The 26,562-nt window shown below is 27.1% G+C and carries 29 protein-coding genes; 4 read left to right on the top strand and 25 right to left on the bottom strand.

From position 1 onward, the window contains the following. Positions 1-50: 50 nt before the first annotated feature. The 14 genes from DR024_RS10345 to DR024_RS10280 all read right to left on the bottom strand — a co-directional run bounded on the left by DR024_RS10345 (position 51) and on the right by DR024_RS10280 (position 16,276). Entirely contained in the window at positions 51-494 is a 444-nt protein-coding gene (locus DR024_RS10345; protein WP_027098032.1) for a MarR family winged helix-turn-helix transcriptional regulator, read from the bottom strand. A 154-nt stretch (positions 495-648) separates the two neighbouring features. Next, the gene (locus tag DR024_RS10340) at positions 649-1,809 is read right to left on the bottom strand and encodes a hypothetical protein (protein ID WP_027098033.1); all 1,161 of its coding nucleotides are present in this window, start codon (positions 1,807-1,809) and stop codon (positions 649-651) included. A gap of 397 nt (positions 1,810-2,206) precedes the next feature. Then, positions 2,207-2,638 (bottom strand): hypothetical protein, encoded by a 432-nt coding sequence (locus DR024_RS10335; RefSeq protein WP_027098034.1) that lies wholly within the window; start codon positions 2,636-2,638, stop codon positions 2,207-2,209. A gap of 402 nt (positions 2,639-3,040) precedes the next feature. Then, positions 3,041-4,456: a 6-phospho-beta-glucosidase gene (locus tag DR024_RS10330; RefSeq protein ID WP_027098035.1), complete on the bottom strand. Its 1,416-nt coding sequence runs from the start codon at positions 4,454-4,456 to the stop codon at positions 3,041-3,043. Between the two features lie 60 nt (positions 4,457-4,516). Further along, positions 4,517-6,415, bottom strand: coding sequence for a beta-glucoside-specific PTS transporter subunit IIABC (locus DR024_RS10325; RefSeq protein WP_027098036.1), 1,899 nt, complete (start codon positions 6,413-6,415; stop codon positions 4,517-4,519). A gap of 152 nt (positions 6,416-6,567) precedes the next feature. Beyond that, the gene (gene licT, locus DR024_RS10320) at positions 6,568-7,407 is read right to left on the bottom strand and encodes a BglG family transcription antiterminator LicT (protein ID WP_027098037.1); all 840 of its coding nucleotides are present in this window, start codon (positions 7,405-7,407) and stop codon (positions 6,568-6,570) included. Between the two features lie 344 nt (positions 7,408-7,751). Continuing rightward, positions 7,752-8,504: an N-acetylmuramoyl-L-alanine amidase gene (locus DR024_RS10315; protein ID WP_055183735.1), complete on the bottom strand. Its 753-nt coding sequence runs from the start codon at positions 8,502-8,504 to the stop codon at positions 7,752-7,754. A gap of 91 nt (positions 8,505-8,595) precedes the next feature. Then, positions 8,596-8,976, bottom strand: coding sequence for a hypothetical protein (locus tag DR024_RS10310; protein ID WP_055183734.1), 381 nt, complete (start codon positions 8,974-8,976; stop codon positions 8,596-8,598). A gap of 245 nt (positions 8,977-9,221) precedes the next feature. Then, positions 9,222-10,550 (bottom strand): S41 family peptidase, encoded by a 1,329-nt coding sequence (locus DR024_RS10305; RefSeq protein ID WP_027098040.1) that lies wholly within the window; start codon positions 10,548-10,550, stop codon positions 9,222-9,224. A 153-nt stretch (positions 10,551-10,703) separates the two neighbouring features. Then, positions 10,704-11,204: a kinase gene (locus DR024_RS10300; protein ID WP_027098041.1), complete on the bottom strand. Its 501-nt coding sequence runs from the start codon at positions 11,202-11,204 to the stop codon at positions 10,704-10,706. Positions 11,205-11,275: 71 nt separating this feature from the next. Then, positions 11,276-11,860 carry a sugar O-acetyltransferase gene (locus tag DR024_RS10295; protein ID WP_027098042.1) on the bottom strand — a complete coding sequence of 195 codons (585 nt, stop codon included), beginning with the start codon at positions 11,858-11,860 and terminating at the stop codon, positions 11,276-11,278. 42 nt (positions 11,861-11,902) lie between these two features. Next, a complete protein-coding gene (locus DR024_RS10290) occupies positions 11,903-12,505 on the bottom strand; it encodes an NADPH-dependent FMN reductase family protein (RefSeq protein WP_027098043.1) in 603 nt (200 codons plus the stop codon). Continuing rightward, entirely contained in the window at positions 12,493-13,005 is a 513-nt protein-coding gene (locus DR024_RS10285) for a flavodoxin family protein (RefSeq protein ID WP_027098044.1), read from the bottom strand. Before DR024_RS10285 ends, DR024_RS10290 begins: the two co-directional genes overlap by 13 nt. Before the next feature lie 265 nt (positions 13,006-13,270). After that, positions 13,271-16,276 (bottom strand): hypothetical protein, encoded by a 3,006-nt coding sequence (locus DR024_RS10280; RefSeq protein ID WP_111918690.1) that lies wholly within the window; start codon positions 16,274-16,276, stop codon positions 13,271-13,273. Between the two features lie 127 nt (positions 16,277-16,403). Between DR024_RS10280 and DR024_RS10275 the strand changes: the two genes are divergently transcribed. Next, entirely contained in the window at positions 16,404-16,973 is a 570-nt protein-coding gene (locus tag DR024_RS10275; RefSeq protein WP_055183732.1) for a hypothetical protein, read from the top strand. Positions 16,974-17,014: 41 nt separating this feature from the next. On the opposite strand, the gene DR024_RS10270 is transcribed toward DR024_RS10275, so the two are convergent. The 3 genes from DR024_RS10270 to DR024_RS10260 all read right to left on the bottom strand — a co-directional run bounded on the left by DR024_RS10270 (position 17,015) and on the right by DR024_RS10260 (position 19,119). Then, complete coding sequence (locus DR024_RS10270) at positions 17,015-18,184, bottom strand: hypothetical protein (RefSeq protein ID WP_027098047.1); 1,170 nt, start codon at positions 18,182-18,184, stop codon at positions 17,015-17,017. A gap of 244 nt (positions 18,185-18,428) precedes the next feature. Beyond that, entirely contained in the window at positions 18,429-18,797 is a 369-nt protein-coding gene (locus DR024_RS10265) for a hypothetical protein (RefSeq protein WP_111918688.1), read from the bottom strand. Positions 18,798-18,936: 139 nt separating this feature from the next. Then, entirely contained in the window at positions 18,937-19,119 is a 183-nt protein-coding gene (locus DR024_RS10260; protein WP_027098049.1) for a hypothetical protein, read from the bottom strand. Positions 19,120-19,307: 188 nt separating this feature from the next. On the opposite strand from DR024_RS10260, the gene DR024_RS10255 reads away from it, so the two are divergent. Beyond that, positions 19,308-19,496, top strand: coding sequence for a YvrJ family protein (locus tag DR024_RS10255; protein WP_027098051.1), 189 nt, complete (start codon positions 19,308-19,310; stop codon positions 19,494-19,496). Positions 19,497-19,578: 82 nt separating this feature from the next. On the opposite strand, the gene DR024_RS10250 is transcribed toward DR024_RS10255, so the two are convergent. Next, positions 19,579-19,917, bottom strand: a complete 339-nt coding sequence (locus tag DR024_RS10250; RefSeq protein ID WP_027098052.1) for a hypothetical protein — start codon at positions 19,915-19,917, stop codon at positions 19,579-19,581. A gap of 61 nt (positions 19,918-19,978) precedes the next feature. Between DR024_RS10250 and DR024_RS10245 the strand changes: the two genes are divergently transcribed. Further along, positions 19,979-20,242 carry a hypothetical protein gene (locus DR024_RS10245; protein ID WP_027098053.1) on the top strand — a complete coding sequence of 88 codons (264 nt, stop codon included), beginning with the start codon at positions 19,979-19,981 and terminating at the stop codon, positions 20,240-20,242. A gap of 130 nt (positions 20,243-20,372) precedes the next feature. Here DR024_RS10245 and DR024_RS10240 read toward each other — a convergent pair whose 3' ends face one another. The 5 genes from DR024_RS10240 to DR024_RS10220 form a co-directional block, all read right to left on the bottom strand. Continuing rightward, complete coding sequence (locus DR024_RS10240; RefSeq protein WP_055183730.1) at positions 20,373-20,858, bottom strand: hypothetical protein; 486 nt, start codon at positions 20,856-20,858, stop codon at positions 20,373-20,375. A 67-nt stretch (positions 20,859-20,925) separates the two neighbouring features. Beyond that, positions 20,926-21,258: a putative quinol monooxygenase gene (locus DR024_RS10235; protein ID WP_027098055.1), complete on the bottom strand. Its 333-nt coding sequence runs from the start codon at positions 21,256-21,258 to the stop codon at positions 20,926-20,928. Between the two features lie 292 nt (positions 21,259-21,550). Then, positions 21,551-22,288: a LytR/AlgR family response regulator transcription factor gene (locus DR024_RS10230; RefSeq protein ID WP_027098056.1), complete on the bottom strand. Its 738-nt coding sequence runs from the start codon at positions 22,286-22,288 to the stop codon at positions 21,551-21,553. Continuing rightward, positions 22,285-23,517 (bottom strand): sensor histidine kinase, encoded by a 1,233-nt coding sequence (locus tag DR024_RS10225; protein ID WP_172458937.1) that lies wholly within the window; start codon positions 23,515-23,517, stop codon positions 22,285-22,287. Before DR024_RS10225 ends, DR024_RS10230 begins: the two co-directional genes overlap by 4 nt. Before the next feature lie 231 nt (positions 23,518-23,748). Further along, entirely contained in the window at positions 23,749-24,426 is a 678-nt protein-coding gene (locus DR024_RS10220; protein WP_111918684.1) for a hypothetical protein, read from the bottom strand. Positions 24,427-25,143: 717 nt separating this feature from the next. Between DR024_RS10220 and DR024_RS10210 the strand changes: the two genes are divergently transcribed. Further along, on the top strand, positions 25,144-25,569 hold the full coding sequence (locus DR024_RS10210; protein WP_065254719.1) for a hypothetical protein: 426 nt from the start codon (positions 25,144-25,146) through the stop codon (positions 25,567-25,569). Between the two features lie 103 nt (positions 25,570-25,672). Here the strand turns inward: DR024_RS10210 and DR024_RS17735 are convergent, their stop codons facing one another. Together DR024_RS17735 and DR024_RS10205 are read right to left on the bottom strand one after the other, a co-directional pair. Next, complete coding sequence (locus DR024_RS17735; protein WP_172458936.1) at positions 25,673-25,849, bottom strand: hypothetical protein; 177 nt, start codon at positions 25,847-25,849, stop codon at positions 25,673-25,675. Between the two features lie 277 nt (positions 25,850-26,126). Next, on the bottom strand, positions 26,127-26,528 hold the full coding sequence (locus DR024_RS10205) for a DUF1259 domain-containing protein (RefSeq protein WP_027098060.1): 402 nt from the start codon (positions 26,526-26,528) through the stop codon (positions 26,127-26,129). Between the last annotated feature and the right edge of the window lie 34 nt (positions 26,529-26,562).

Raw genomic sequence — 26,562 nt, 5'->3', positions numbered from 1 at the left:
TAATCTTAAGATATCACTAATTAGTGATATATAGATAAATTTTTTTGTTTTTAGATATTTTTAAACTTTTTTAATATGTTTTTTAAAGTAATTTGCTCTTCTTTAGTTAAAACACTAAAAATTTCATTAATATTTTCAATATGTTTTGGTAAAATATCTTCAATAATTTTTTTCCCACTATCTGTTATTGATATTATAGTAGATCTTTTATCCTTAGGATCTAAGTTCTTTTTCACTAATCCATCCTTCTCTAAATTTTTTATAACAACAGTTATATTCCCAGATGTGGTCAATATTTTTTCTATAATCTCACATATTCTTAAATCACCTTTATTATATAATGCTTCTAATACTCCAAACTGAGCAGTAGTTAATCCACTTTCTTTTATAGTTTCTAACTCCTTTTTATGGATAGTATGTTCTGCTCTTGTAAATGTGATTAATGTAGATAATGCTAATTTATTCTCATTAATTATATCTTTAATTTCTTTCATTACTTTCATCCCTTTGTATCTTTTATGGATTCAATATATCACTAATTAGTGATATTGTCAAACATAATACCTTTTTGTTAAAATTCCTCTTTTATTTCTCTACAACATAAAAACTCCTACTTTAAATTTAAGTAAGAGTTTTTATCAAAACTTATTAACTATTTTCCTTTAATATATTTACTATTATTTCTGCTTCACCTTCAAAATTATTATATCCATATTCATTTTTTATATCATCTACACTTTTTTCACTATTAACCCAATTCTTTTTAACTTCCTCTTTTAAAATATCATATATTAACTCATTATTTTCAACCCTATTTTTCCAATCAACTTCCAATTTATCTAAATATGTTTCTTGTATAGCTCCTGTATAATAATATAAATCTTTATCTATAAAACCATTTAAGTTCACAAAGGCATTTAATGTTTTCTCATTAAATACATCTAAAAAGTTATACTTATTTCCATTAACTGTAATAGGTGGCTTAACCTTATCTTGTACCAAGCTTGAGTATTTATATTCTATGTACTGTGCTGTTCCTTCTAAAGTTTCAACCTTTTTCTCTTGTTCCATATAAGTAAACTTATCATATCTAAAATCTCTTATAGTAACAAAATTATTTAAAATATTTCTTAATTCATCTTTTGTACCTGCTTTTTCTGCTTTATCTAAAATTGCTAACTCAGTTATTAAAAGTTGATATTGTTCTTTATTTCTTTCTGCTGTATATATACTTGAAATTAAACTATTAATATCTTTCCAAATTGGAACTTGCCTATATTCATGAAAAACTTCATGCATGAAAAAATATTTAAAAGCTTCCTCAGTGTCTTCAGATTCAGTGTTTACTGGATTATACTTAAAGAATGCCACATGTTCATCATCTATATCTGAAAATATAAAATTTATAGGTAACCATTGTTTAAGTAACGTTGGAGAAAGAAATGATACCTTGTATATTGGAGGTAAGTTCATTTCTTCTGGCACTTCAATCTCTTTAGAAAATATTGAACTTTTAAATTTATCTACTCCTATTACATATGAATATAAATGAAACATACCATTTTCTTTCTTTGCAGGTGTCAACACAATGGGGATATCATTTACATTATAATCTTCTTTCCATATCTCCTTTGAATTATTATTATATATTTTATAAACTTCTGAAAGTTGATTTAATATTTTTCTATCCATATCATTTAATGACTCATACTTTGTATTAATTAACTTATTAAATATTATTGCACTAATAATAACTACAGCTATAAATACTACAATTATCTTAGCGAATTTCCCAAACTTCCTATTCATTCTTATCTCCTTCTAATAATTTAGTTATACTATTACTTTAAAAGCTATTAAAATTATAGTACTTGCTGTATATTCATTTATTGTAAATAAACCTATTAATATATAACTACTGGTATTATTATAGCCATAGTAATTTTAAATATAAAGTTTCTCTTCTATTTTTAAAAGATAAGATTAGATTACTACAATTAAATATTTTTCTATTTTATCATAATTTCAACACAAGCCACAATACAACTCTTTATTTACACATTCAATTTCCTTTAAAGAAAAAAGTCACTATAACAATTGTTATAATGACCCTCTATATTATCCATTTAAGATTTAATCTTTCATGTAATGATGTTTCTTAGCTAAATAATTCTAAATATATAAAATTAACTAATCCACACCTTTTCTATAATCTTTTTAATAATTCTTCTGCAATTTCTTCATCTAAGCTTTTTATATCATTTAAATATAAAAGATTACTTCCTTTATAATCTTGTTTTTCTCCAAATAACAATACTTCATAGCAATTTCTTAAAACATTTATTAAGCAATTATCAAAGTGATCCTTATTGCAGTTCTTACATTGTTTTAATACATCTGCAGTTGCATCTATTAAATTATGTTTATCATATACTTTTCCATCTATAGTTGGAATATTAGCTTGTCCATCTATAACATATGTAACACTACTTTTTAAACAGCTTATAACACATTTTTTCGAATAACCTATTAAACAATTACTTTGCTTGCAAGTTCCACACCTTTCTTCTGTTAAACAGCAGTTCCCTAAATTATTTATTAAATTATCATAATTTACTTCAGAGTGTTGTATACCCATAATAAAATTCCTCCTTTGCACATTTTATTAGATTTAACAATATTTTATTTTACTAATAATTATATATTATTATCGGAATTATTAACTACTTTCTATACAGGTTAGTTTTCATAATTTAAAATTTAGTAAATTCTTTTTTTCAATATCCATTTTTAATCTGGCTATACATAACAACGATGCCCCAGGTATAATACTAATGGGATTGGCCATTAGTTTTTGTTGCATAGCGTATCCTTCAAATGCTTTTAAAAGAAGGCATTATAATAGGTAGCTAAATCATAATTTAGCTACCTGCTTATATTCATGTATTATTTGTGCAACACTACCTTTTAATAGGTAATATTCTTTTGTAAATGAATTTGTATAGTATTTTCATTATTTACAGTCTTGTTTGAATGCTCTTTAAAGCTTCTCTCCATTACTCTTAATTACTTCCTTATACCAATTAAAGGACTTTTTCTTACTACGCTTTAATGTTCCGTTTCCTTCATTATCTTTATCAACATAGATAAATCCATATCTTTTCTTCATTTCTCCAGTACTTGCACTTACTAAATCAATACATCCCCATGGAGTATATCCTAATAGCTCAATACCTTCCTCTACTGCAATTTTCATTTCCTTAATATGCTCTCTTAAGTAGTCTATTCTGTAATCATCATTTATACAGCCATCATCTTCTACTTTATCTACTGCACCTAACCCATTTTCTACTATCATTAGTGGAATCTCATATCTATCATAAAGTTCACGCATTGTAATACGTAATCCCTTTGCATCTATTTGCCATCCCCACTCACTAGCCTTTAAATATGGATTCTTTAGGGAATCAAATATATTCGCCTTGCAATTTCCTAAAACTTCTGGATCTGCACTTGTACATCTTGAAGAATAATATGAAAATGCATAATAATCTACTGGGTATTTAGCTAATATTTCTTCATCTCCCTCTTCCATTACTATATTTATATTGTTCTTCTTGAAGTAAGATTTAATATAATGAGGGTATTTTCCTCTAACATGAACATCTCCGTAGAAATAAGTATGTCTATTATCATCATTAGCCTTTAAAACATCATCTGGATTACAAGAATAAGGGTAAACGCTACCTGATGCAATCATACATCCTATCTTATTTTCTGAATCAACTTCATGTCCAATCTTAGTAGCTAAACTACTTGCAACAAAAAGATTATGAGAAGCTTGATATATAATTTCTTCCTTATTCTCTCCTTCTTCAATAATCAATCCGCCACCCAAAAATGGTATGTGTTGAATCATATTAATTTCATTAAAAGTAATCCAATATTTAACCTTTCCTTTATATCTTTTAAATAGAACTGTTGCATAGTTTACAAAGAAATCTATACACTTTCTATTTCTCCAGCCACCATAATTAGTAGCTAAGTATAAAGGAGTATCAAAATGAGATATTGTAACAATTGGCTCAATACCATACTTTAACAATTCATCAAATACATCATCATAAAACTTTAATCCTTTTTCATTTGGCTCTTTTTCATCTCCTTGTGGAAATATTCTTGGCCAAGATATTGACATTCTAAAACTCTTAAATCCCATTTCAGCTAAAAGTTTTATATCTTCTTTATAAGTATGATAAAAATCTATTGAAAAGTGACTTGGATAAAATCCATAATCAGTTTCTAATGCCTTTTTAGGATTAAACATAGCTTCAAATCTATCCTTCCCTGCAGGAATAATATCAACTAAAGATAATCCCTTTCCATCTTCCTTATATGCTCCCTCACATTGGTTAGCAGCAATAGCTCCTCCCCATAAAAAACCTTCATTAAACATAAATATTCCTCACTTTCATTAATTAAGTAAGAGACAAGAACAAATCTTAATTCTTACCTATTAACTTCTAATAATCACGTTTATTAACTCTTCTCCAAAAGCTATATCCTTTGAATTAGTTTCAACTATATCTAAATAGTTATCTACATTTGTAATAATAACTGGTGTTACAATATCAAAACCTTCTGCTTTTATTGCATCTAAATCAAATTCTAATAAAGGCTGTCCTTTCTTAACTTCTGCTCCTTGTTTAACCATAGGCTTAAAATATTTACCTTCAAGTTGAACTGTATCCATTCCTATATGAATTAATATTTCTGCTCCCCCATTAGAAGTAACTCCTAAAGCATGGCCAGTTGGAAAGAAAGTTGTAACAACTCCATCTACTGGTGAAACTACTTTTCCTTCCGTTGGAATTATAGCAACACCCTTTCCTAATGCTCCTTGTGCAAAAGCATCATCTTTAACCTCTGTTAACTTAATAACTTCACCTGTTATTGGACTTCCTATAGCCTCTTTTGATAATAATGGCTCATTTCCTTTTTTATCTGTTTCCTTCTCTTCATCCTTATACATAATGAATGCTAAAACAAAGCTTACTACCATAGCTATAGCAACTGCTATAATACTACTGATTACTCCACTTGTGCTTCCGTTCTGTGGATTTATAAAGTTAAAGAATCCAAATACTCCAAGTCCCCCCATTATATAGCCTTTAACTGCAGTAGCTCCTATTATAGCTCCCCCAACTGCTCCACCTATACAACTAATTACAAACATTTTAACCCTTGGTAAAGTAACACCATATATTGCTGGTTCAGTAACTCCAAAGAATCCTGAAATTATTGATGGAATTGTTAATACCTTAAGTTTTTTATCTTTTGTTTTTAAGAACATTGCCATTATAACTGCTGTTTGTGCAAATGATGCTGCAAAAGATAGTGCTAAAATTGGGTCTGCTCCTAAAGTAGTAAGATTTAATATGCCAATTGGGATAATTCCCCAATGTAAACCAAATATAACTAATACTTGCCATAATCCCCCTATAGCTATTCCTGCTATAATTGGCGACACATTATATAGTCCTAATGTTGCTGCTCCTAATAATTGGCTTGCCCATGTTGTTATTGGTCCTATAACTAAGAAAGTTAAAGGAACTATTGTTACTAAAGTGAATAAAGGTACTAAGAATGCTTTAACCACATCTGGAATTATCTTCTTAAATAATTTTTCTATTTTACCACCAAAATAAGTAGCTACAATTACTGGAATAACACTTGATGTATAGTTCATCATAATAACTGGAATTCCTAAGAATGTAATAGCAACTGGTGATTCAATTACTGTACCTTGGAATAATGTATATAGCGGTTCTGCTTGTGTTAATCCAACAATATTTGGATACACCAATGCTGCACCAATACACATACCTAAGAACTGACTTGTTTTAAATTTCTTAGAAGCGTTATATCCTAAGAATATTGGGAAAAAGTAAAATAATCCATCCCCTATAGCATTTAATATTTGATAAGTTCCTGATTCTTGTGTTAACCATCCTAATGCTAAAAATAACGCATTAAAACCTTTTAACATTCCTGTAGCTGCAAGTACTCCTAGTGTTGGAGCAAATATTCCTGAGATAATATCAATAAACTTATTAAATAAGCTTTGCTTTTCTCCTGATTCTTCTTGACCTGGTTGATCACTTTTGAAATTACCTAATTCCATAACTACTTCAAATACCTGGGGAACATGATTTCCAATAACAACTTGGTATTGGCCTCCACTTCTCATTACAGTTACAACACCTTCCATATTTTTTAATGCTTCAGTGTTTGCCTTATTTTCATCCTTTAATTTGAAACGTAAACGAGTTATACAATGTGTTAAGCTATTTACGTTTTCCTTCCCACCAACATTACTAATTATGGCTTTTGCTAAATCTTCATACTTTCTCATTTTTTATTCCTCCATTTTTCATTTAATTTTTTGAATCATGAAGGTTTGGCCAACTTAATGTCACCATCCAAAATTTTTTATATATCCTCCTTCCTTATTAATGTTTATATATAATTAAGAACTAGAGCCTAATTCTTAATTCTTAACTATTTCTATTTTGTTTCTTCTACAATTCTTGCAATGTGAATTGTAAGGTATAATTGCTCATCCTCTGATAAGTCATATGAATACTTATTCTTAATAAAGTCTGTTACCTTTTGAACACAAGCATATGCATCTTCATACTTACTCTTTATTAGCTCCATTAAGCTATCATTATCTTGTCCCTTATACTCATTTTTGTTAAACAATCTTTGAGCAAAGAATTTTAAATGAGTTATAAAACGATAATAATAAACTGAGTTCTCATCAAATGTTATTCCAAAATGGTACTTAACTATATTAGCTACTTCTTGCATAACCTTAGTAATATCATATACCACTGATATAGTTTCATCTAATTGAGCATTTACTATATGTAGTGCAATAAAACCTGCTTCATCTTCTGGAAGCTCTATATCAAACTTCTCTTTAATCTTGTCCAATACTTTTAAACCAATTTTATATTCTTCCTTATAAAACCTTTTTATTTCCCAAAGCATTGCATTTCTAACAAAAATTTTATTTTTAGCTCTTTCTATAGAAGTTCCTAAGTGGTCAGTCAATGAAATATAAATGCTATCATTTAAGTTCTTTCCTAGGGTTACTTTTGCATATTCAATTATTTCATTTGAAATATTCAAATACTCTATTGGAATATTTGATAACAACTCTTGGAACTTATTTGAAATATCTTTATTAGATAAAGTATAAACTTTATCTATAAGTCCATCTTCAATAACTTCTCCACATTTTTTCTTATAAGCGATTCCCTTCCCCATAGCAATAATTTCATTACCATTTGAGTCGCAACTAACAATAACATTATTATTTAGTATCTTTGAAATAACCATAATATCCTCCCTAGATTCTTTTGAATAAAAAAAGACCCACCTGCAGAATTTACAAAAATAAATCCGTACAAATAGGTCTAGCTTGTACTTAAACAATCACTATCCATCTCATGTATATCGTTTTCATACTTATATATTATATTATCTTTACCGTATTGTCAATAAATTTGTATTATTTCTTCTTTTATTTATCTTAAATGTTAATTTTATCAACAATCTAAAGCCCGTTATTCTTTATTTTACTCTTAAATACACTCATTACAAATATTAAAAGCGCTATAATTAGAGCAATAGATGAACATATATAAATCACTAGTTTTTAACCCATGTAAATAATCACCATATTAGTGATATAGTTCACTATACATTATTCTAAATCTAACTAAAACCTTCTGCCCCACATAAATACTATTTCTATCCTTAATTCCGTTAATCTCAATCAATCTTTCAACACTAACTCCGTACTTTCTACTAATTCCCCAAAGAGTATCCCCCTTCTGTACAACGTGATACTTAGGAGAGCTTGTCCCACCAAGTTCTCCTTGGTCAACACTTACACTTATTTCATAAAACCTACATACTCCCCTAAATATAGCTTCAGCCATCTTTTCACTATCATACCCATTCATATCCCTAGCAGAATCAACAAAAGCACACTCCACAATTATAGCCGGCATAGTTGTATTATTTATCACATAAAGATCTCTTCTATCTTTAACTCCCCTATTTCTAAATCCAAGCTTACATATCTCTTCTAAAATAACCTTACTCAACTTTTCAGATAAAGCATTCTGTTGCCCACCCTTAATGCACAAACACTCACTTCCATATCCACCAGGACAAGCATTATGATGAATAGAAATAAAAATATCCACCTTCCCATAATTAGCAGCCCTACATCTTTTACTTAAGCTATCCCTATAACTACTAGCTGAAGGAGGTAACCATTCTACCACCTTAATTCCCTTTGCCCTAAACCTTTTTATAAGAGATTTGCCAACCAATAAATTAAGCTCATCTTCCCTTCTTATCGCCACAGCTCCAACATCACACCTTAAGTTATGACCAATATCAATTCCAATACACTTTAAATTCATAAAAAACACCTCCAAATGTGATATATGCATGGTTTAAGGAGGTGATATTTATGGCTAACATTTAAGATCTGGACTATAGCCAGGTCTATTTTCATAATAGCTTCTTTAATTTTAATTCTTTACTAACAATATTTTTCTTTTCAATAGAATTATAGCTATCCCATTGCTTATGTGTGACACAAGGTAATTTAACTTCTAATAATTCATCACTATGATTAATATGAATAACATCATTACTTAAGCAAACTTCACAAACTTCTTCATCTGCTTCAGAAACTAATCTTTCTCCACCTACCTCATCACAACACTTTCCTAATATCATATCAAATATTCTGCTCTCTTCAACTTTACTGATACCAGGAAAAAACTTAAATATTATTTTTTCTATTTCGTCTATAAACTCTTCATTATCAAAACAATTTAAATATATTTGTTTTCTTGAATTCTCAGTGAATAAAAATTCTTCCCACAATTTTTACAACTGTATTTTTTTGCTCTAACTTTTTTCTCAACATACTCCAACCTTACCCCCTCCTTCTCTTAATTACCTCTTAAGTTTCACTATCTATAAGAAAGAATTGGTAATCTCTAAAGAGTAATTTATGTTACTAAGAACTAATAGATGAAATCTGTTTTACATATAAAGAAAAAAGTTTAGAGTAACCTTTCTCAACTTTTTTTCTTCTTATAAAAACTATTCCTCTCTAATTCAAGTTCCTATTTATTTATATAATCTATTGCTGTCTCTAAAATATCATCACCATATTCAACATAGATATCAGGTTCTAATATCTTTTCCTTATCCTTACGTATATCAGGTCGTATAAATTTCTTATGAGATATTTGACCTATTAACTTTGAGTTTTTCATCTGAAACTTTAATACGTCTCCATAATTTGAAGGCATATTACTACTTGGTCTACCGATTATTTTCCCTAAGTTACCATCACTAACCCATACAGCAAGCATCTGTGCCGAACTAAAAGTATTCTCATTTGTAAGAATATACAAATTAATGTCATTATTTTTAACTGCATTATTATTACTTTTATATTCTATATGTCCACTTTTTCTTAGATAACCAAGTTGCTCTTGTGCTAAAGGGGAAAATCTTAACATTCCACCATATGTTCCACCCTTCATATTAAGCGCTTCTAGAAGCATTGAGCAAGCATTTGAAACCCCACCAGGATTATCTATAACATCAATTATATAATCTTTAATTCCTTCATTCTTATACTTTTCTATATTCTCTACTACACTTTTCAATGTTGAATTAACATCACAAGTTCCTAATCTAATGTATGCAACATTTTTATCAATTACTTTGCTATAAATACCGTTATTTACACTTCGATACTCTGGCCCACTTATAAATTCAACCTCTAAAATCTTATCTTCTTCTCCATTACTTAAAGTAACTAAAATATCTTTAGCACAATCCACTCCTACATTTTCTAAAACTAATTTACCCTTTAAAAAACTTTCTATATTTTTTGCTTCTGCTACATAGTTCTCTGCTGGAAAATGAGCCCTGATGCTTTCTATAATCTTCTCTATTTCTATATCTCCAATTTTAGTTACAACCTTATCAGTTAATTTCTTATTAGAATCAAGTAAATATAAATTACCGTCTAAGTATTTCCAATCTATATCTAAAAACATATTTTCTGTCCACCAAAGTGCAGTATGTCCATCATTTATTGATGATAGATATCTTGATACTTTATACTGTAATTCACCAACAGTCATCTCTTCATTACTTGCAGCTAAAAGTTCATCCTTTGCTGCATAATAACTTTCTGGTATATCCTCTAAAAATATAGGATGAGTGTTTTCCATAATATCAATTATATAGTCAATATCTTCTTTCACATCATCTTTAGATAGCCGACTTTCTAGTACTGGACTACCTTGATTTTTAAATTCTTTTCCCTCAGATATTCTTATTACATGATTAAAATATAAATACGTAAAAATTCCTATAACTAAAATAATTAAACAAAATCCAACTCCCCATAGTATTTTAGGTATTCTCTTTTTCAAAAATATTCCCCCTTAAACATTTTCATTAATCATTGACTCTGCTGAGTAGCATGAATCATCAAACCTATGTTAAATTTCATTAGCATTTTTTAATGCTAAACCTAATTACTCAATAGCTCAATTACTTTCTTAATAGAATCTTTATCTTCAAAGTTATATGGTGTTTACAAGATTATCTGAGATAATTTCAATTGCTTTCTCCACACTTACATCGGAAGTAAATTTAATCTCATCAATAATCTTTATATAATCTTTTTCTTTCCACCATATCCTCATGGAATCTTCACCAAACTCATTACAATTAGACTTCGTTTTATGTCTCTGAACTGTCTCTTCAAAAGGAATATCATAATAATAAGCATGAATATTGGAACCATATTCTAAAATTGCTGTTTCAAACAGTGGTTTATACCATTGTGAATTCAGAATCCCCTCTAAAATGGTAACTTCACAATTTCGCCTTCCATACTTTAATAACTCAATTAAAAGTGGTAATGCTTTTGTATCAAAACCATCTCTTTCCATAAGCATATCTCTTCGAATAACATCTTGCGAAATCACCATAGTATTTCTTCCAAATTTTCTTTGTAAGTTTCTTGCAAGAGTAGTCTTTCCACTACCAGAATTTCCTCTAATAATAATCAGCTCTGCCATATCAATTGCTCCCATAAATCCCTATTTATCTTTTCTTTATATCTTGGATGAATCAATTTTATATATTAGAATTATTTATTTTCTCTTATCACTTGACAAGGATTCCCATACGCTATGGTATTATCGGGAATATCTTTTGTTACAATACTTCCTGCTCCGATTACAACATTATCACCAATAGTAACACCTGGCATAATAATAGCTCCTCCACCAATCCAAACATTGTTACCAATCGTAACTGGAGCCGTTTGCGTTTTGCAAAACTCAAAGAATCCATCTTCCTTCGCTTCTCCAAATCGATCAATAGCATTTGTTGGATGAAATGCTGTGTATATTTGAACATTGGGAGCAATAAGTGCATTGTTTCCAATACGAATAATATTATCATCTAAAAAAGTACAATTCATGTTTACTTCACAATTATTACCAAAATAAATATTATTACCATAATCAACAAAGAAAGGTGCTGTGATCCAAAGATTTTTCCCTTTGCCTCCTAATAGCTCATTTAAAATCTTTTCTTTTTCCACTGCATTTGCAGAATCTATATTATTATAATCTCGTACTAAATCTTTTGCTTTATGCCATTGTTTTAATAATTCTGCATCACCACAATCATAAAGTTCTCCTGCTAACATCTTTTCTCTTTCTGTCATAAATGCCTCCATAACTCCTAATTTGACAATAATAATTTAAGCCTACTCAATTTCCATAGTTTCCATTTGTTCCTTCGTTATTCCATTTCTTTTACCATAACTAATCCAATAGTTTGTAGAAGCTTTTATATATAGTCTCTTAGTTAATGGCATAGTTACTGTATAGAAAGAACCTCTATTCTTATTAATAGCTCTAGCAAACTTTTTAATTTTACTTTTTGCTATAAAAGCAAATGGTGTTTCCATTATAGCTTCTCCACCACCAATACATAATACTGATCCGAAAGGATATCCATTTTGTTTAGAAAAAAGCTTTATTATTTCAACAGCCACAAAATTTTGTTCTGGTTCGATAAAACCGCAATTAATTAATACATTTATTGTAGGTTTGTTTTCTATTTTATATTGTTCTAATACTTTCAAAAAATCCATTAATACTGCAGGAATACTATCTACATATAGTGGAAATATAAAAAGAATATCAGAATATGCCTCTATTTTTTCACATAAACTTTTATGTTTTTTCGAGATAACATCATACTCTAAAATTTCACCTTCATAATGTAATTTAAAGACTTCTGCATATTTTCTAGAATTAGACTTTTTAGCTCTAGGACTTCCATTTATAATAATTAATTTTCCCATAATGAAACCTCTTTCTTAATAAAATCATTCAAATTTTCTTTTTGAGTAAATACTATTTTATAATTTTTAAATAGCATATTATGTGAATTCCTAGCAACAAGTCTTCTAAATAAATCTTTTTCCTCTTCTGAAGCATTCCCATATGCAACAATTATCGCATTTTTCTCTTCGACATTTCGTTGAACATGATGAGCTTCTCCTTGATAAAGTCTAATAAACGCCTTCTGTATTGGTAGGGAACGTTCAAGCAAAACTTTCATTGGTGTATCATACGATCCAAATTTAATTTTAGTTACATAAATTAAGTTCTTACTTTTTGCAATTAATGGATAAACTGAAATTGCATCATCTCGTATTATGCACTTACCAGGTGTTCTTGTCCAACAACTAAAACACCCTAAACAATTAGCTATATTTAATTTAGATATATCTACATATCTAGAATTCTCAGATTGAATAAAATTGATATCTAAAGAAATATCTGTAATTAGTAAATTCATACTATTATCTCCTAACTAATCAAAATTTAAATAATATATTATTAATTTTATTATAATAATAACATATTTTAATACTGTATCATTCAATTTTCAAAGATCATTTAATTCACCTTAACTACATATTCTTAACTATTCATACTCACTGCAACATGCATTTTATTTAAGGTATAATTTAACTCACTTCACTCTTCCTTACAAAGATGAAATATCTTAATAACCTAAAAACAAAAAGAATAGGCTTAAATATATAAGCCTATTCTCTAACTTAATTAATAGTATTTATTGATGTAATTGTATCTGTTCTTGTATCATAAGAAAAAACATTCCATACAGTTCCTTTTTTCTCTGTTGGTACTACAAATGTTTGTAATTCTTGATCTCCTTTATAAACTATAACTACTGCACGTGATTGAGATAGTTCATATGAATTACTATCCCATCGATTTGTATAGTCATTAACTTTAAATGTATATACTCCTGGTGTATATTCGTAAATAGTAGTAGTTTCAGGTCCCCATCCACTAGTATCATCAATATCTAAATCTATGAACTTCTTATATTCATTAGAATCATCATATCCATACTCATACTTATTACTATAGTAAATGTGATTACCCTTAGACGTATATAAATGTGAATCTAAATCTCTTGGTAAATCGCTCCATGTCAAAACTATCTTTAAATCATCACTAGTTCCTATTCCTTTGCTCCATAATACCCAAGGTTTTACATACTTAAATTCTAACACTCCTAAGTCGGTTGCTACTCTACCATCTACTCTAACTCTTATACCTAACTCTGCACCAAATTTTCCTTCAAAACCTATATCAGAATTTTCGCTACTTATTAAGAAATCCCCCTTTAAGTTAGAATCAAATTTTGCATATCCTGAAGCTCTTACCATTCCAGGCATTATTCCCATAGTAAAACATCCTATTCCAACTCCTAATCCAAAATCTACTGATGCTTTACCTTCTAAAGAACCTTTTAAAGTTGTAACTGGCTCCTTATCTAATTCATATCTAGAATTACATTCTCTATCATATACATCAGCAACTCTATCAAAAGCTAGATCATAAGTTTTTTGCCCCTTATTATCTTCAACGCTACCACCTTTGCCAACATAGCCCTCTTTTTGTATATTAAATCCTTTCTCAACATAAGAACTAGTATTTGATTCTATAGAAGCCTTAAGTGAAATCTCTCCACTCATATCCATTACAATCATCAATGATATAATAGGGTCCAACCTTCCTGATGACGATTCTGCCAATCCATCTAATGTATATTTAGGAATAAGGCTTATAGATGTACCTGCGTTTGTTCTTACCCCTACGCAACCCAAGACAATAGTATCATCTAGTTTAACACCTTCTATATCAAAGAAATTTAAGAATTCTATTTTATTTTCAAAACTTGAATTAGTTAAACTTTGTATATCATCTACTACTTCCTCTAAATCTTTAGAGTATTTATTAAATGTTACTCCATTTGTTTTTGTATCGTCATATGAAAACTTGAATCGTATTTGCTTTGGTAATACATCACTAATCTTCATATTCCAGTCAAAAGCTGAATCAATTTGAAAATTAGAATACTTTTGTTCTGCTTTTAACACAACTTGGTCTCCTTTGGTTTCTCTTAAACCATCCTCATCATATATTACTAGACCATCTTTAGCATCACCAAACCTTAAGGATGAACCATCAAATTTAGGAACAAGAAATCTTACTAATTCATTTAACTGAACGCCTTTCTTAACTTCTTCACTTGCTCTTAGCTTGGATTTCTGAATAGGTTTATCAACTCTAGTTCCATCAGGAGCTAAAATATATGCTATATCATTTTGAAAATCTATATTATTGTCTAAATCAAAGCTTACATAATCATTTATCATTTCATTAAATTCAGCTTTTTTAAATCTAAACTCTATACCATCTGATACTTCATTATAGCTTTCTAATTTACCACTAAATCCTGACGGAAGAACATCACAAGGATCAAAATAAAGAATTTTATTTACTCCAAAATTCCCCTTGTTTATAGCATCTAACAATATATTATTTTTTGTTAGCTTCAATATTATTCTATCATCTGCTGTATATCCATCAGTCTTATTTTGATCTAATTTTTGATTTATAAATTGATCTTTCAATTTAGCTGCATCATTTTCTGTAGCGTATACAACATCATCACTAAAATTAATTTCTGTGTTCATTCTTTTAATATTAATTACTTTTTCAACAGAATTATTACTTGTATCGTAAGCTATAACTTTTAAATAATTCATTCCTAATTCTAGCGGTATGTCTTCTACTGCCCAATTCTCAATTCCAGTAGCTTGTCCACTAATTTTATTATTTGATTCTTCTGAAACAATTTGATATTCAACTTTTTCTACTTTCTTATTATCTTTAGCTATACCTGTTATATCTATATCTACATCTTGTGTAACTAGATAATCATTTTCATAGCTTGGTGACAATATACTTAAATCTGGTTTAACTTCATCTTTAATAAAATCAAAATCATCATCATTTTGTTTAATTTTTGCTTTACTACCATTTATGATTATCTCATTAGCAATTATTCTACCTTCTATATTTATATCTGAACCTTGTATATTTACAACTCCATTTGGAGCATAAATTATACCTTTAAAATTAAAGTTGGCAGCATTAACTGTTATATTGCTGTTTCTTGATGCTATAAAGCTTTTATATTCTCCACTATTTACAATTGAAGAATTAAGTGATATTTCCCCATCTGACAATAAACTTTTTTGAAAGTTAACTTGTGAAGCATTTACTATTGTATTACCTGTTGAATTATAATTATTGTTTACATCTATAGATGCCCCATTCAAAAAATTTAACCCATTAATTTCTTTTCTATTATCCTTAGTTTCATTTAATATATCTTCATATACATCATCAGTTTCTATCTTATTTGTATTCTCTCGTATATTAATATTTTCTTCACTTGCTACTATATCTACTTTTTTAGATGCCTCTAGTACTCCATTAACACTTAGCTTAGTAGAATTTGACTTTATGTTTCCATTAGAATGAACATCAGAAGAAATTTCTAAATCCCCTACATTAAGTACCATATCTTTATCTGATACTGATAGTATTCCATATTCACTCCATTCTTTTGTTTCAGTATCTCTACCTTCAGTAGCATGTACCTTAGATGGTATTAAGTCCAAAATAAATAAACTTAATACAAGCATGCTAATAATACGAATTACTTTTACCTTTTTCTTCATAAAATCCCCCTCAAAAAATTTTTTACCTTTTACCTTTCATTCCTTTAAATTATAATATTGTTTTACATTTTTTTCAATATGTGTTATATTTTATATATATTGTTGATGTTATGGTAGGGGTGGTTTTGTGTACAAATTTAATGAAAATCTTTATAAAAAAACTAAAAAGCCTTCATTAATGGATTTTGTATTTATTCCATTGTTACTAATAATTATTATTTTTGTATTCTTAAATTTAAAAAACAAAACTGGTAATGATAAAAATCTATATCTTGTAGTTTTGTTTATGTCTACTATTTTTTTATTACTTATATTATTTGAACTTTTAATTCCAAAAAGAATGAGTCCATTAACAAAAAAATTATTAAAACCTGAAATAGATAAATTAATAAATGAAGGAAAATCTTTAGAAGCCATTATATTAGATAATTCAATAGAATTTAGAGGCATAATGAAGGTAGCTGTTTGCACATCAAGTAACAATTATGTAGGAAAATCTTTTTCGGAAATAATTATTGATTTTAATGAAATAAGTGAAGTTTTAATAAAAAATAATAATGTAATAATAAATTACAAGAAAGGTCCTTCTATCTATAATTTTGGAGTATCTAATTACTTTGAAAACTCTATAGATTTTGCACATGAGCTAAAAGAAAAGCTTATAAGAAATCATTCATCCGTACATTTTAATTACTAAATATATAAATAAGACCTCGATTCTATCGAGGTCTACTTATTTTAATTTAATCCTTCAATTTCTGTAGATATGTTAAAATTATATGGTTCTTGAAAATTACTCATTATCATGTCAATGCTATCAATTCCTAAATTAGAAAATAGCCAGCTATAATCATCGAGAATTCCCTTTATCTCTCCATCAATATAAATTTCCCCTTCTAGTGTATCTTCTACTATTTCTACCTTACCATCAACTATGCTTTTATTTATCTCATTTATAATTTCATTAGTATTCTTTTTTTCTTGTAATAAGGGTAAAAATATTTTATTAAAATCTGGATATCTAACTATAGCTCGAAATGATTCTTTTCCTTCTATTATTTCAATCTTTATATTATCAACAAAATAATATCTTATGGTTTTAAAAGCTTCATTTTCTAAAACTTCTTTTCTTATATTCTCTATTTTCCATGAAGACACCATTGAGTAGTAATTGTTTAAATCATCGTCCTTTAATAATTTAAGGCAATCATTTAAATATTTATTTACTTGTTCACATTTATCTTCATCAGAATCTATTTTTCTTATACCAGGATTTATCAAACTACCTGTTAATGCCTTTCTGATATTATTATTACATATATATATTACTTCATTATTATCTTCAGCTTTTTTATAATTTAAAATATAAGTTCCTTCTTTATATACTGGATTTTTTTCAAAAGTATCTTTTATAAACTGTAAAGTTATATCCTCATCATTTTTTAGTTCATTATTTTTTATAGACTTATAAAGAGGAAGTCTCATATCTGGATATTTAATATTCAACAAAATCTTAGCATTATTATTGTCTACAGTTTGAATATCTATTACTTTAATATCTGTTTTATTTGCAACATATTTATCAAAATTACTATCTTCAAAAAATGTATTACTAGTAGAATTAAAAATTCCCATTCCTGAAATAGTTTTATTTAGGAATGTATTTATATTTCCTTCGCTATATAATTTAATATCATGATTTATCTCCTTTTTAACTTCTTCTAAGAAGCTTTTTTCATCTTTTGATAAATTTGTACTCTCATTCCATGGTGTATTTTCGCTTATAGACACATTTCCTAAACTATAATTACCATCACCATTATTAGTATCACTATGCTTGCCTGTACAACCTATTGTAAATAACGATAAGCAAATAATAAAAAACCCACAAATTATTTTCTTATACACCCTTTATACCCCCATAATTTAATTTTATATTTGTTATATTCAATATTTTCTTATAAATATCCTCCTTTTACTTTACAAGTTTAGTAATTTATGTATCTTTTGTTGTACACTTTCTTAGAATTGCGAATAAAAAAATATCGCATATTTTTTGGAATAATACGATATTTTCCCAATTTAATATTTGTTTTTATCTTCTTAATATTATTCATATAATTTACCCAATAAATTCAATTTTATCAAACTATTAATTATAATATATTTTATGAACTTCATCCTCTTGTTCACTGCCTAATAATGTAACCTCGGCATAATCTTCAAACCATTCAACTAAAATATTTTCTTCTCCCGCAACTGATCCATCATTTTGAATATAAGTAGGAATTTTTTCTACTTTTTTCTTTTTATCATTAAGTAGTGTTATTTTGACATGAGTTTTTCCAAAGGGCCATTCAGGCTCTCCAACTTCCTGAAATAAAATAGTATAATTATTAATTGGGTTTACATGTTGCGAAACATATGTAACTTTAAATTCAGTAACATATATAAACCAAATAATAAACATACCTAAAATAGTAAATATTGTAGCAATAATTTTCAATATAACTTTTTTCATACTTCTAGCACCCCATGTATCTATCTTTTAATAAATTGATACTTAATTCTAATTACAAACTTGGATTATATCATACAAAATAAATAATACGGTGTTACCATTGATTTAATATTGTTATTAATATATTTAAATCATTATTTTAAAGTTCATTTTTCTTTGAATCTAGTATTTTATCTATCTTAGATTCAAGTCTATTTATTCTTATATATAGTTCCTTAACATATAACGATTGTTTTTCTTCTTGTTCTTTTAACTTAGTTGGTATATAGAATATAACCATAAATATAGCTACTAAAATTATTCCTATAGTAATTAACCCCATTTAATACTCTCCTTTTGAGCTTATTTCATTTATATCTGGACATTTTTACAATTATAGGTTAATTATAACACCTTTTTCAAGCACGTACTATTAAATTTTTAAAGATTACTTAGTTTGAAATATCTATATTATATTAAAAAGATACAATGTCCTTCCTTGCATATATGACTAATAGGAGGTGATTTTCTATGGAACTAAATGAACTTGTAAATTTAATTGGTAATGTTGGTTTCCCTGTTGCAGTTAGTGCTTATCTATTAATAAGATTAGAAAAACAGATAACCACACTTACCTCTTCTATAAACAAGCTAAATACCATAATATCAACAAAATTAGGTGTTGTAATCCAAACTGAAAAAGATAATATATCCTCGTAATTCAGAAAATACTACACATAAAAAGTGAAGTAAAACTAAAAAAATACCGTATATTCTTTTGAATAATACGGTATTTTTTATATTAACTATTTTTTTCAAAATAAAAAGCAATCTCTCCACCCACTACTATTATAGTGTTTTTATTAGTTATAGTCCCACCATTACATCTTCTATTACAATTAACATTTTTATAAGTAATATCATAATTCTCATCTAAAATAATAATAGCAGATTTTTGTCCCTTATTTACAAATTCATAAGTTAAATTGTAAGAATTTTTGTCATTTTTATTCAAGATATAGATACCTGGTTTATATGTATTATTAATAGGATAAATTTCTTCATCTGCTTTTACTTTAGAATTTGATATTGCTAAGCATAATAATATTATTGACAGACAAGTTAAAACTTTCTTTTTCATAAAATCACCTCAATTATATTATTTACTTATACTAAAAAATTATTATAATTCATTTCTAAAAATGAGTCCATTAACTAAAAAGTTATTAAAACCTGAAATAGAAAAACTAATAGATCAAGAAAAATCTTTTTCAGAAATAATTATTGATTTTAATGAAATAAATGAAGTTTTAATAAAAAATGATAATGTAATAATAAATTACAAGAAAGGTCCTTCTATCTATAATTTTGGAGTATCTAATTACTTTGAAAACTCTATAAATTTTGCACAGGAGCTAGAAGAAAAGCTTATAAAAAATCATGTATCTATACATTTTAACTATTAAATATATTAATAAGATGCTTATGATATGGTGTTCTTACTCATTTTAATTTAATCCTTCAACTTCTGAAAGAAAGAGGCCTGCATATACAAGCCTCTTTTTCTTAAATTAAAACAATATCCTACCTTAATCTTTATTTTTTGTTTTGGTTTATTGTATCAACAATAATTTCAATTCCTTTACTAAAGAAGTTTATTTTTCGCTTGCTGAACACTTCATTATTTGAAGAAATTGATACATTTGCAACTGCCAATTGATCTTTTTCCGTATATTTTGGATTTCCCATTAAAGTAGTCCATTCTACATTTACATCTGATTTAGAAATTGGTTTATCATAATCTAATACATATTGTGTTTTTTCAAAAAAGCCAGAATTAGAATCTGCATTAACAATAATATTATTCTTTGTATTTTGATAAATTTGTATTGTATAATTAACAATATCCTCATCTGAGGTTACATATTCCTTATTGGGAGATATAGTTTCCTCACATATTAATTCATCATTTTCAGTAGGTATAAGTGTGATATCATCTTTGTTGCTGTTTTTTGATGAACAACCAATAAAGGTAGTAAATACTAATAAAATCAAAAAAACTGATTTTATACATCTCTTCATTTTATTTTCCTCCCTTGTTTATTTTTATCTCTTCAATAAGCTAACCAACAAACTGGAATTTATTTGTTTAATTCCTAATAAATTTTTTGTCTTTAGAATCGCACCCTACTTCATCATCAATGTATCGTTTTACTTTCATATGCAAATCATATTTTTCTCTAAGTTGAATAATTTTCGCCATCATCGGTGAATCATGATGTAAATCAAGAGACTGTTGGTCCTTCCAACTATCAATTAAAAGTACGGTTTCCTCGTCATCCATAGAAAAAAAATATTCGTATTGTATATTTCCATTTTCAGTACGAATATCATTTACAACTCCACTAGAAATCATCTCTTCTGCAAATTTTTTAGCATTCCCATTTTTACCAGTATAATAAATATTTACAGTAATCGCCATTTTAATTTACCTCCTCAAATTCCACTTTATCTATTTAAACTTAATACTTATTATATCATCTTTTTCCAATACTATATTATTCAGTTATAAAGGAAGATTTATGTTATACTTTCTACACATTCACATTTTATAATCTCCTAGGCATCAAAAAAGAACCCTATCATAAGGATTCTTTTACATATATGAGTTATAGAGTATAAATAGCTGAAAATTTGTTTATTCTATCTTCTTAATACTCTAAAAGCTTCTGCCACTTTTATAGAAAGTGTACTGATACTAGGCCCTAAAGTTATTAAAACTTCCCCTTATAAAATTTCTCTAGATTCTTAGCCGAACTATAACATATCTCTCCATTTATCATATGAATTATGCGATTTTTCCTATCTATTTCCGAAATATTATTCTTATTAACCAAATATGCTCTATGAAATCTTACAAAACTTTCATCTAAAGTTTCTTCTATATCTTTCATTTTGCCATAAAACTCAACTTGTCTATTAATTGCGTGTAATATTATCTTATGAATTGTATCAGATGTTTCAAAGAAAAGCATGTCCTTATACTTTACATTTATAACTTTATCTTCTTTTCTTATAGTGAAAACTTTACCTTCTTCTTCATCACTCTTTAAATATCTCTTTTTAGCTTCTAAAATGCATTCCTTTATTCTTTCAGCCATATTTGAATAATCATCTTTAATTATATAATCCATAGCTTCAACCTTGTAGGTGAAAGTCAAATAACTCATTTCCCCATGAGTAGTTATAAATACTATAAATCCCCTCTGGTCAAACTCTCTAATTTTACTAGCTAAGTCTATACCATTAATATTAGAATTTAAATCTACATCGAAAAAGTACAATGAAATATCCTTATCATTTTCTTTTGCCTTATTTAGTATCTCCATAGGATTAGGAGATGCTATCTCAATTGTCATATCTAATTTTTCTTCTAATATAATATCTTTAACTAAACTTCTTATCCTATTCCTTTGCTCTTCAATATCTTCACAAATATATATTTTAATCATAGAGTTATTCTCCTACTTATAATCTTAATATTTTGAGTGAATAAATTATCTTCTATAGTAGTATCAAGAATAGTATTGTAGTAATTGCTAAGTATACTTTTTAAATTAGCAAGTCCTATTCCTCTCCCACTCCCCTTAGTTGAAAATCCTCTTATAAATATTTCGTGTATTTTAGGTGTTTTTCCTTCAAATGAGTTAATTACTATAAAATCAATAGACTTTTCTTTCTTAATAACCCCTAGCTTCAAAATTGGATTAGCACATAAAACTGCTGCTTCAATAGCATTATCTAGTAGAATACCTAAAACTCTGCACAAATCAATAGTATCCATCTTTATATCCTCAATAGGTTCAGCTATATCTATAAATATATCTAATCCCTCTGCCTTTGCTTTTAAAACCTTTGAAGAAATAAGTCCTTTTAGTTCTGGAATTTTTATATTTGAAAGTAAATGTAGTTTTAAAGAATCCTTATTCAAATCATCATTAATTGGTAATATTTTATTAAAGAAAAAACTTTTCAATTCACTAAAATTATCTGTATCTAAATATCCTCTTATACAAGACAGTATATTTACAAAATCATGCTTAAAAGCTCTAGTATCTTGATTTAAAACTTCTATATTTCTGGTATATTCTGTGAGTTTTTCAATTTCTAATTGTCTAAATAATATTTCTTCATGTTTTTTACTTAAATATATGAAAGCCAAAATTATTGCAAAGACAACAACAATGGTAATTTCACTTAAAATTAGTAATGCATTAAAAATACTTTTGTTAAATTCTATAATTGAAATCATATATAATATAAATCTATCAATAACTAAAGTAAACGAAAACAAAGATATTATGCTGTAGTATAAAAAGTTATTTTTAAATATATCCTTAATGTTATAATTATTGAGTTTACTATACTTTTTTATTAAAAATATTATAGCTATTGTATATAGATAACTTACAAGGGTTGATATAAGCATAAAATTAATATTATCAATTAGCTTATCATAATTATAAACACTGATAAAAATTATTTTAACTAAATTTACTGCAAATCTGTTAACTATAGATATTATAAATACTGAAAATAGTGATTTTTCTAGACATTTATATTTTTCTTTATAATAAGCTAAAGAAAAAGCTATAACTAAACTTACACTTAAAATAAGCTTTGAATCTAAAATGTAGCTAATGTCTTTTAATTTATCCTCAAATACAAAAAATATAATCATAGAACTAAGAACGCTTATGCTTATGGTTAAACATTTTTTAACTTGAAATTTGAATAATCCCAGAAAGTAAATAAAATATATACTTGCTAGACAAGAGCATATTTCCAATATATAAATCATTCCAGCATCAACTCCATAAAAAAACTTTGAATCAAACATATTATATATAAAATTATAGGTGATTTATATAAAACATGTCCAATTAATTGTAATTTTAGTATAATTAACTATTTATTCTATAGTTTTAATTTCTCTTATCTTCAAATATAAACTTGTGTAGCCTATTGTCATAATTGAAGTAATGACAGATGATATAATTATACCTACTCCCGATGATATAGTTGAATTAAATAGGTGGGTTAATAACCATAATATTGTATAATCATTAATTAAATATATAATTATTTCAATTATGGACATTTTAAAAATGCATCCTCTAAAACCTTCACTAAAACTAATACTGTTACCTATAGAATCAATTATCCCATTATTATCAAGGGTAAAAACTTGAAGATAAAATGCTGTAAATATGCAGAATAGCACTCCTGGTATGATTACTAATAATGTTCCAATAAGGGTTAAAATAACCACTGTTAAATATAGCACTAAAGCAGGAAAACTTCTCGGAATCACTTCCTTAATAATATTCTTCACATAAACTTCTTCTTTTTTATATTTTTTCTCTACTATCTTAATTATTGTCATATATCCAATTAAACTTATAAAGTCACCAAGAACATCAAAGACAAACTCTTTAATTGTAAGATTATCACCAGCACTACAAATTGTAGACACAAATGTTCCTACTAATATAAAAGTCATAGTTACAATTAAAATTTCCATATTTTTAAACTTTCTAAGTGACTCTTTGAGAATTTGTAAAATTGATATTTTTGAATTTTCTTTCATTTTATATCCCTCCATATTTAGAATATATATTTAATTAACTTCATAACTTTATTCTAAATACAAATAACCTATATTTCATTAAAAAAGTAATAAAATATAGGTTATTTGTACTAAAATGTTAAATTTATACAAGTTTTATTCAATCAGGCAAATTATTATTTGCCTATCACTAAAGAATTATTTTCTTCTTTTATTATAACATATTTTGTTAATTGATTATTACTTATGATACGTTTCACTATTCATTATTCTAAAGTTAACTTCAAGTCTTTTCTAATTAAACTTTAAAACTCCCAATAACCTTTCTTGTTTCTTCAATATACTCATCAGTTATCCTATCAATTTTCTCACAAATAGATTACAAATTGTAGTTCTTACAATCAGAAATAATATTCTCATTTAATAATGAACACTCCATTTCGTAATCCAAGGTTGAATTCCTTATAGCTAAAGTTATCTCCTTCTTATCGTAGCGATCAAACTCTCAAACTCTTCAGCCCTCAATTTAATTTTATCTTCTATGATAAATACCTCCAAAAATTATTTTCAAATAAAATATATGTATTTTTAGAATTCATCTCATAAAAACCCCTTCAAGCCAGCATTTTTACTATAACTTCTTAAGTTCTTTTCTTCTTAAGTTCTTAACTTGTTAAAAATTTAAGAACTTATCTTTTTGCATATAAAATTTATAGAAAAACAATTTGGAGGTTTGAAATGGCAAGAAGAAAAAAAGAATTTACAATGTCTAAAGATGATTTATGTTACGAAGAACCAATTGATGAAATCTGTTTTACAGATTATGTACCACCATCTAAAGATGTTGTTGCTAGCTTTTGTTTTACTGATGAAGCTAAAGAAGAGAATGCAGTTTTTGAAAAAAAAGAGACTCAACCTGTCACTCAAATCAACTTTACTTCCCCATCTATTGAAGATAAGAGACATAAAGCTCACCCCAATGGTATTACGCCACCTATAGATGGAGAGTATTTTGAAGTCCGTAGATCTTATTCTTTTAGAAAATCTACACTAATAAAGCTTAATCAAATTAAAGGCACAAGCACTGACTACAATATCTATATGAATACTATTATTGATAGTGCTATCTGCTTTTATTATAATCATGTAATGAAAAAAACTTGAGTGTAGCACCTCTCAAGTTTTATGTCACAATTTCTTAATATTGCGAACAAAAAATATCGCATATTCTTTTTGAATAATACGGTATTTAGAAATTCGCTTTTAATTATATGCCAGATAAAAATATTATACTTAACCATAAATATATTAATGTTATACAACAAACAAATGTATTTTTAATTGTACCTTCTTCTCTATCTCTAACTTTATGCATAATGGATATAACATTATTAACAAGAAGTATTATACATATGATACCAATACATAATACTAATAAAATCATTTTAAACCTCCTTATAGAATACCAACCCCATAATTATTAATATATTACATATTATACATTAAAGTCCTTTTGATTTGCATATTATTTTATATCCGTACTATTCAATTTTCAAAGAACATTTTATTAATCAATTGTCAATCTCTACATATTCACAATTAATCAAAATTTTATAATTTCATAGGCATAAAAAAAGAACCCTATCATTAGGATTCTTTTACATTTTACCTTTTTAAAAGATATGATTAGTAAAGTATAAATAGCTGAAAAATTGTTTATCTTATCTTCTTAATACTCTAAAAGCTTCTGCCACTTTTATAGCAAAGTCTAATGGCCTATCAATAGACTCAAAATGAATATACATAAGTCTTGGATTATCAAATAACCAGTGATTATGAAAAGCAGTTACTAATATGCCCCTTTTTCTTAGTTCAGTTATAAAATTATTTATCTCGTCTTGAAGTATAACTGTTTCACCTAAATTAAGAGTTCTACCATTATTATCAGGACACTCAAAAGAGAACATTGCTGGTAAAGCTAATGGTGATTGTGTTCTTCTTCCTAATATTTCAGCTCTTATATTTCTCATAAACATTACTGTACATACATCATTATCCCTACTTAAAACCTTAGCTCCAAGTATTTCAGCAAATCTATCACAAGTTCTACAAAAATTTGACATAAAATTTCCCTCCAAATTATAAAAATCTTATCTG

This window comes from Clostridium paraputrificum, from assembly GCF_900447045.1.
Taxonomy (GTDB): Bacteria; Bacillota; Clostridia; order Clostridiales; family Clostridiaceae; genus Clostridium; species Clostridium paraputrificum.
The sequence above is the reverse complement of the archived record's forward strand: the minus strand, read 5'-3'. Positions and strand labels throughout refer to the sequence as shown.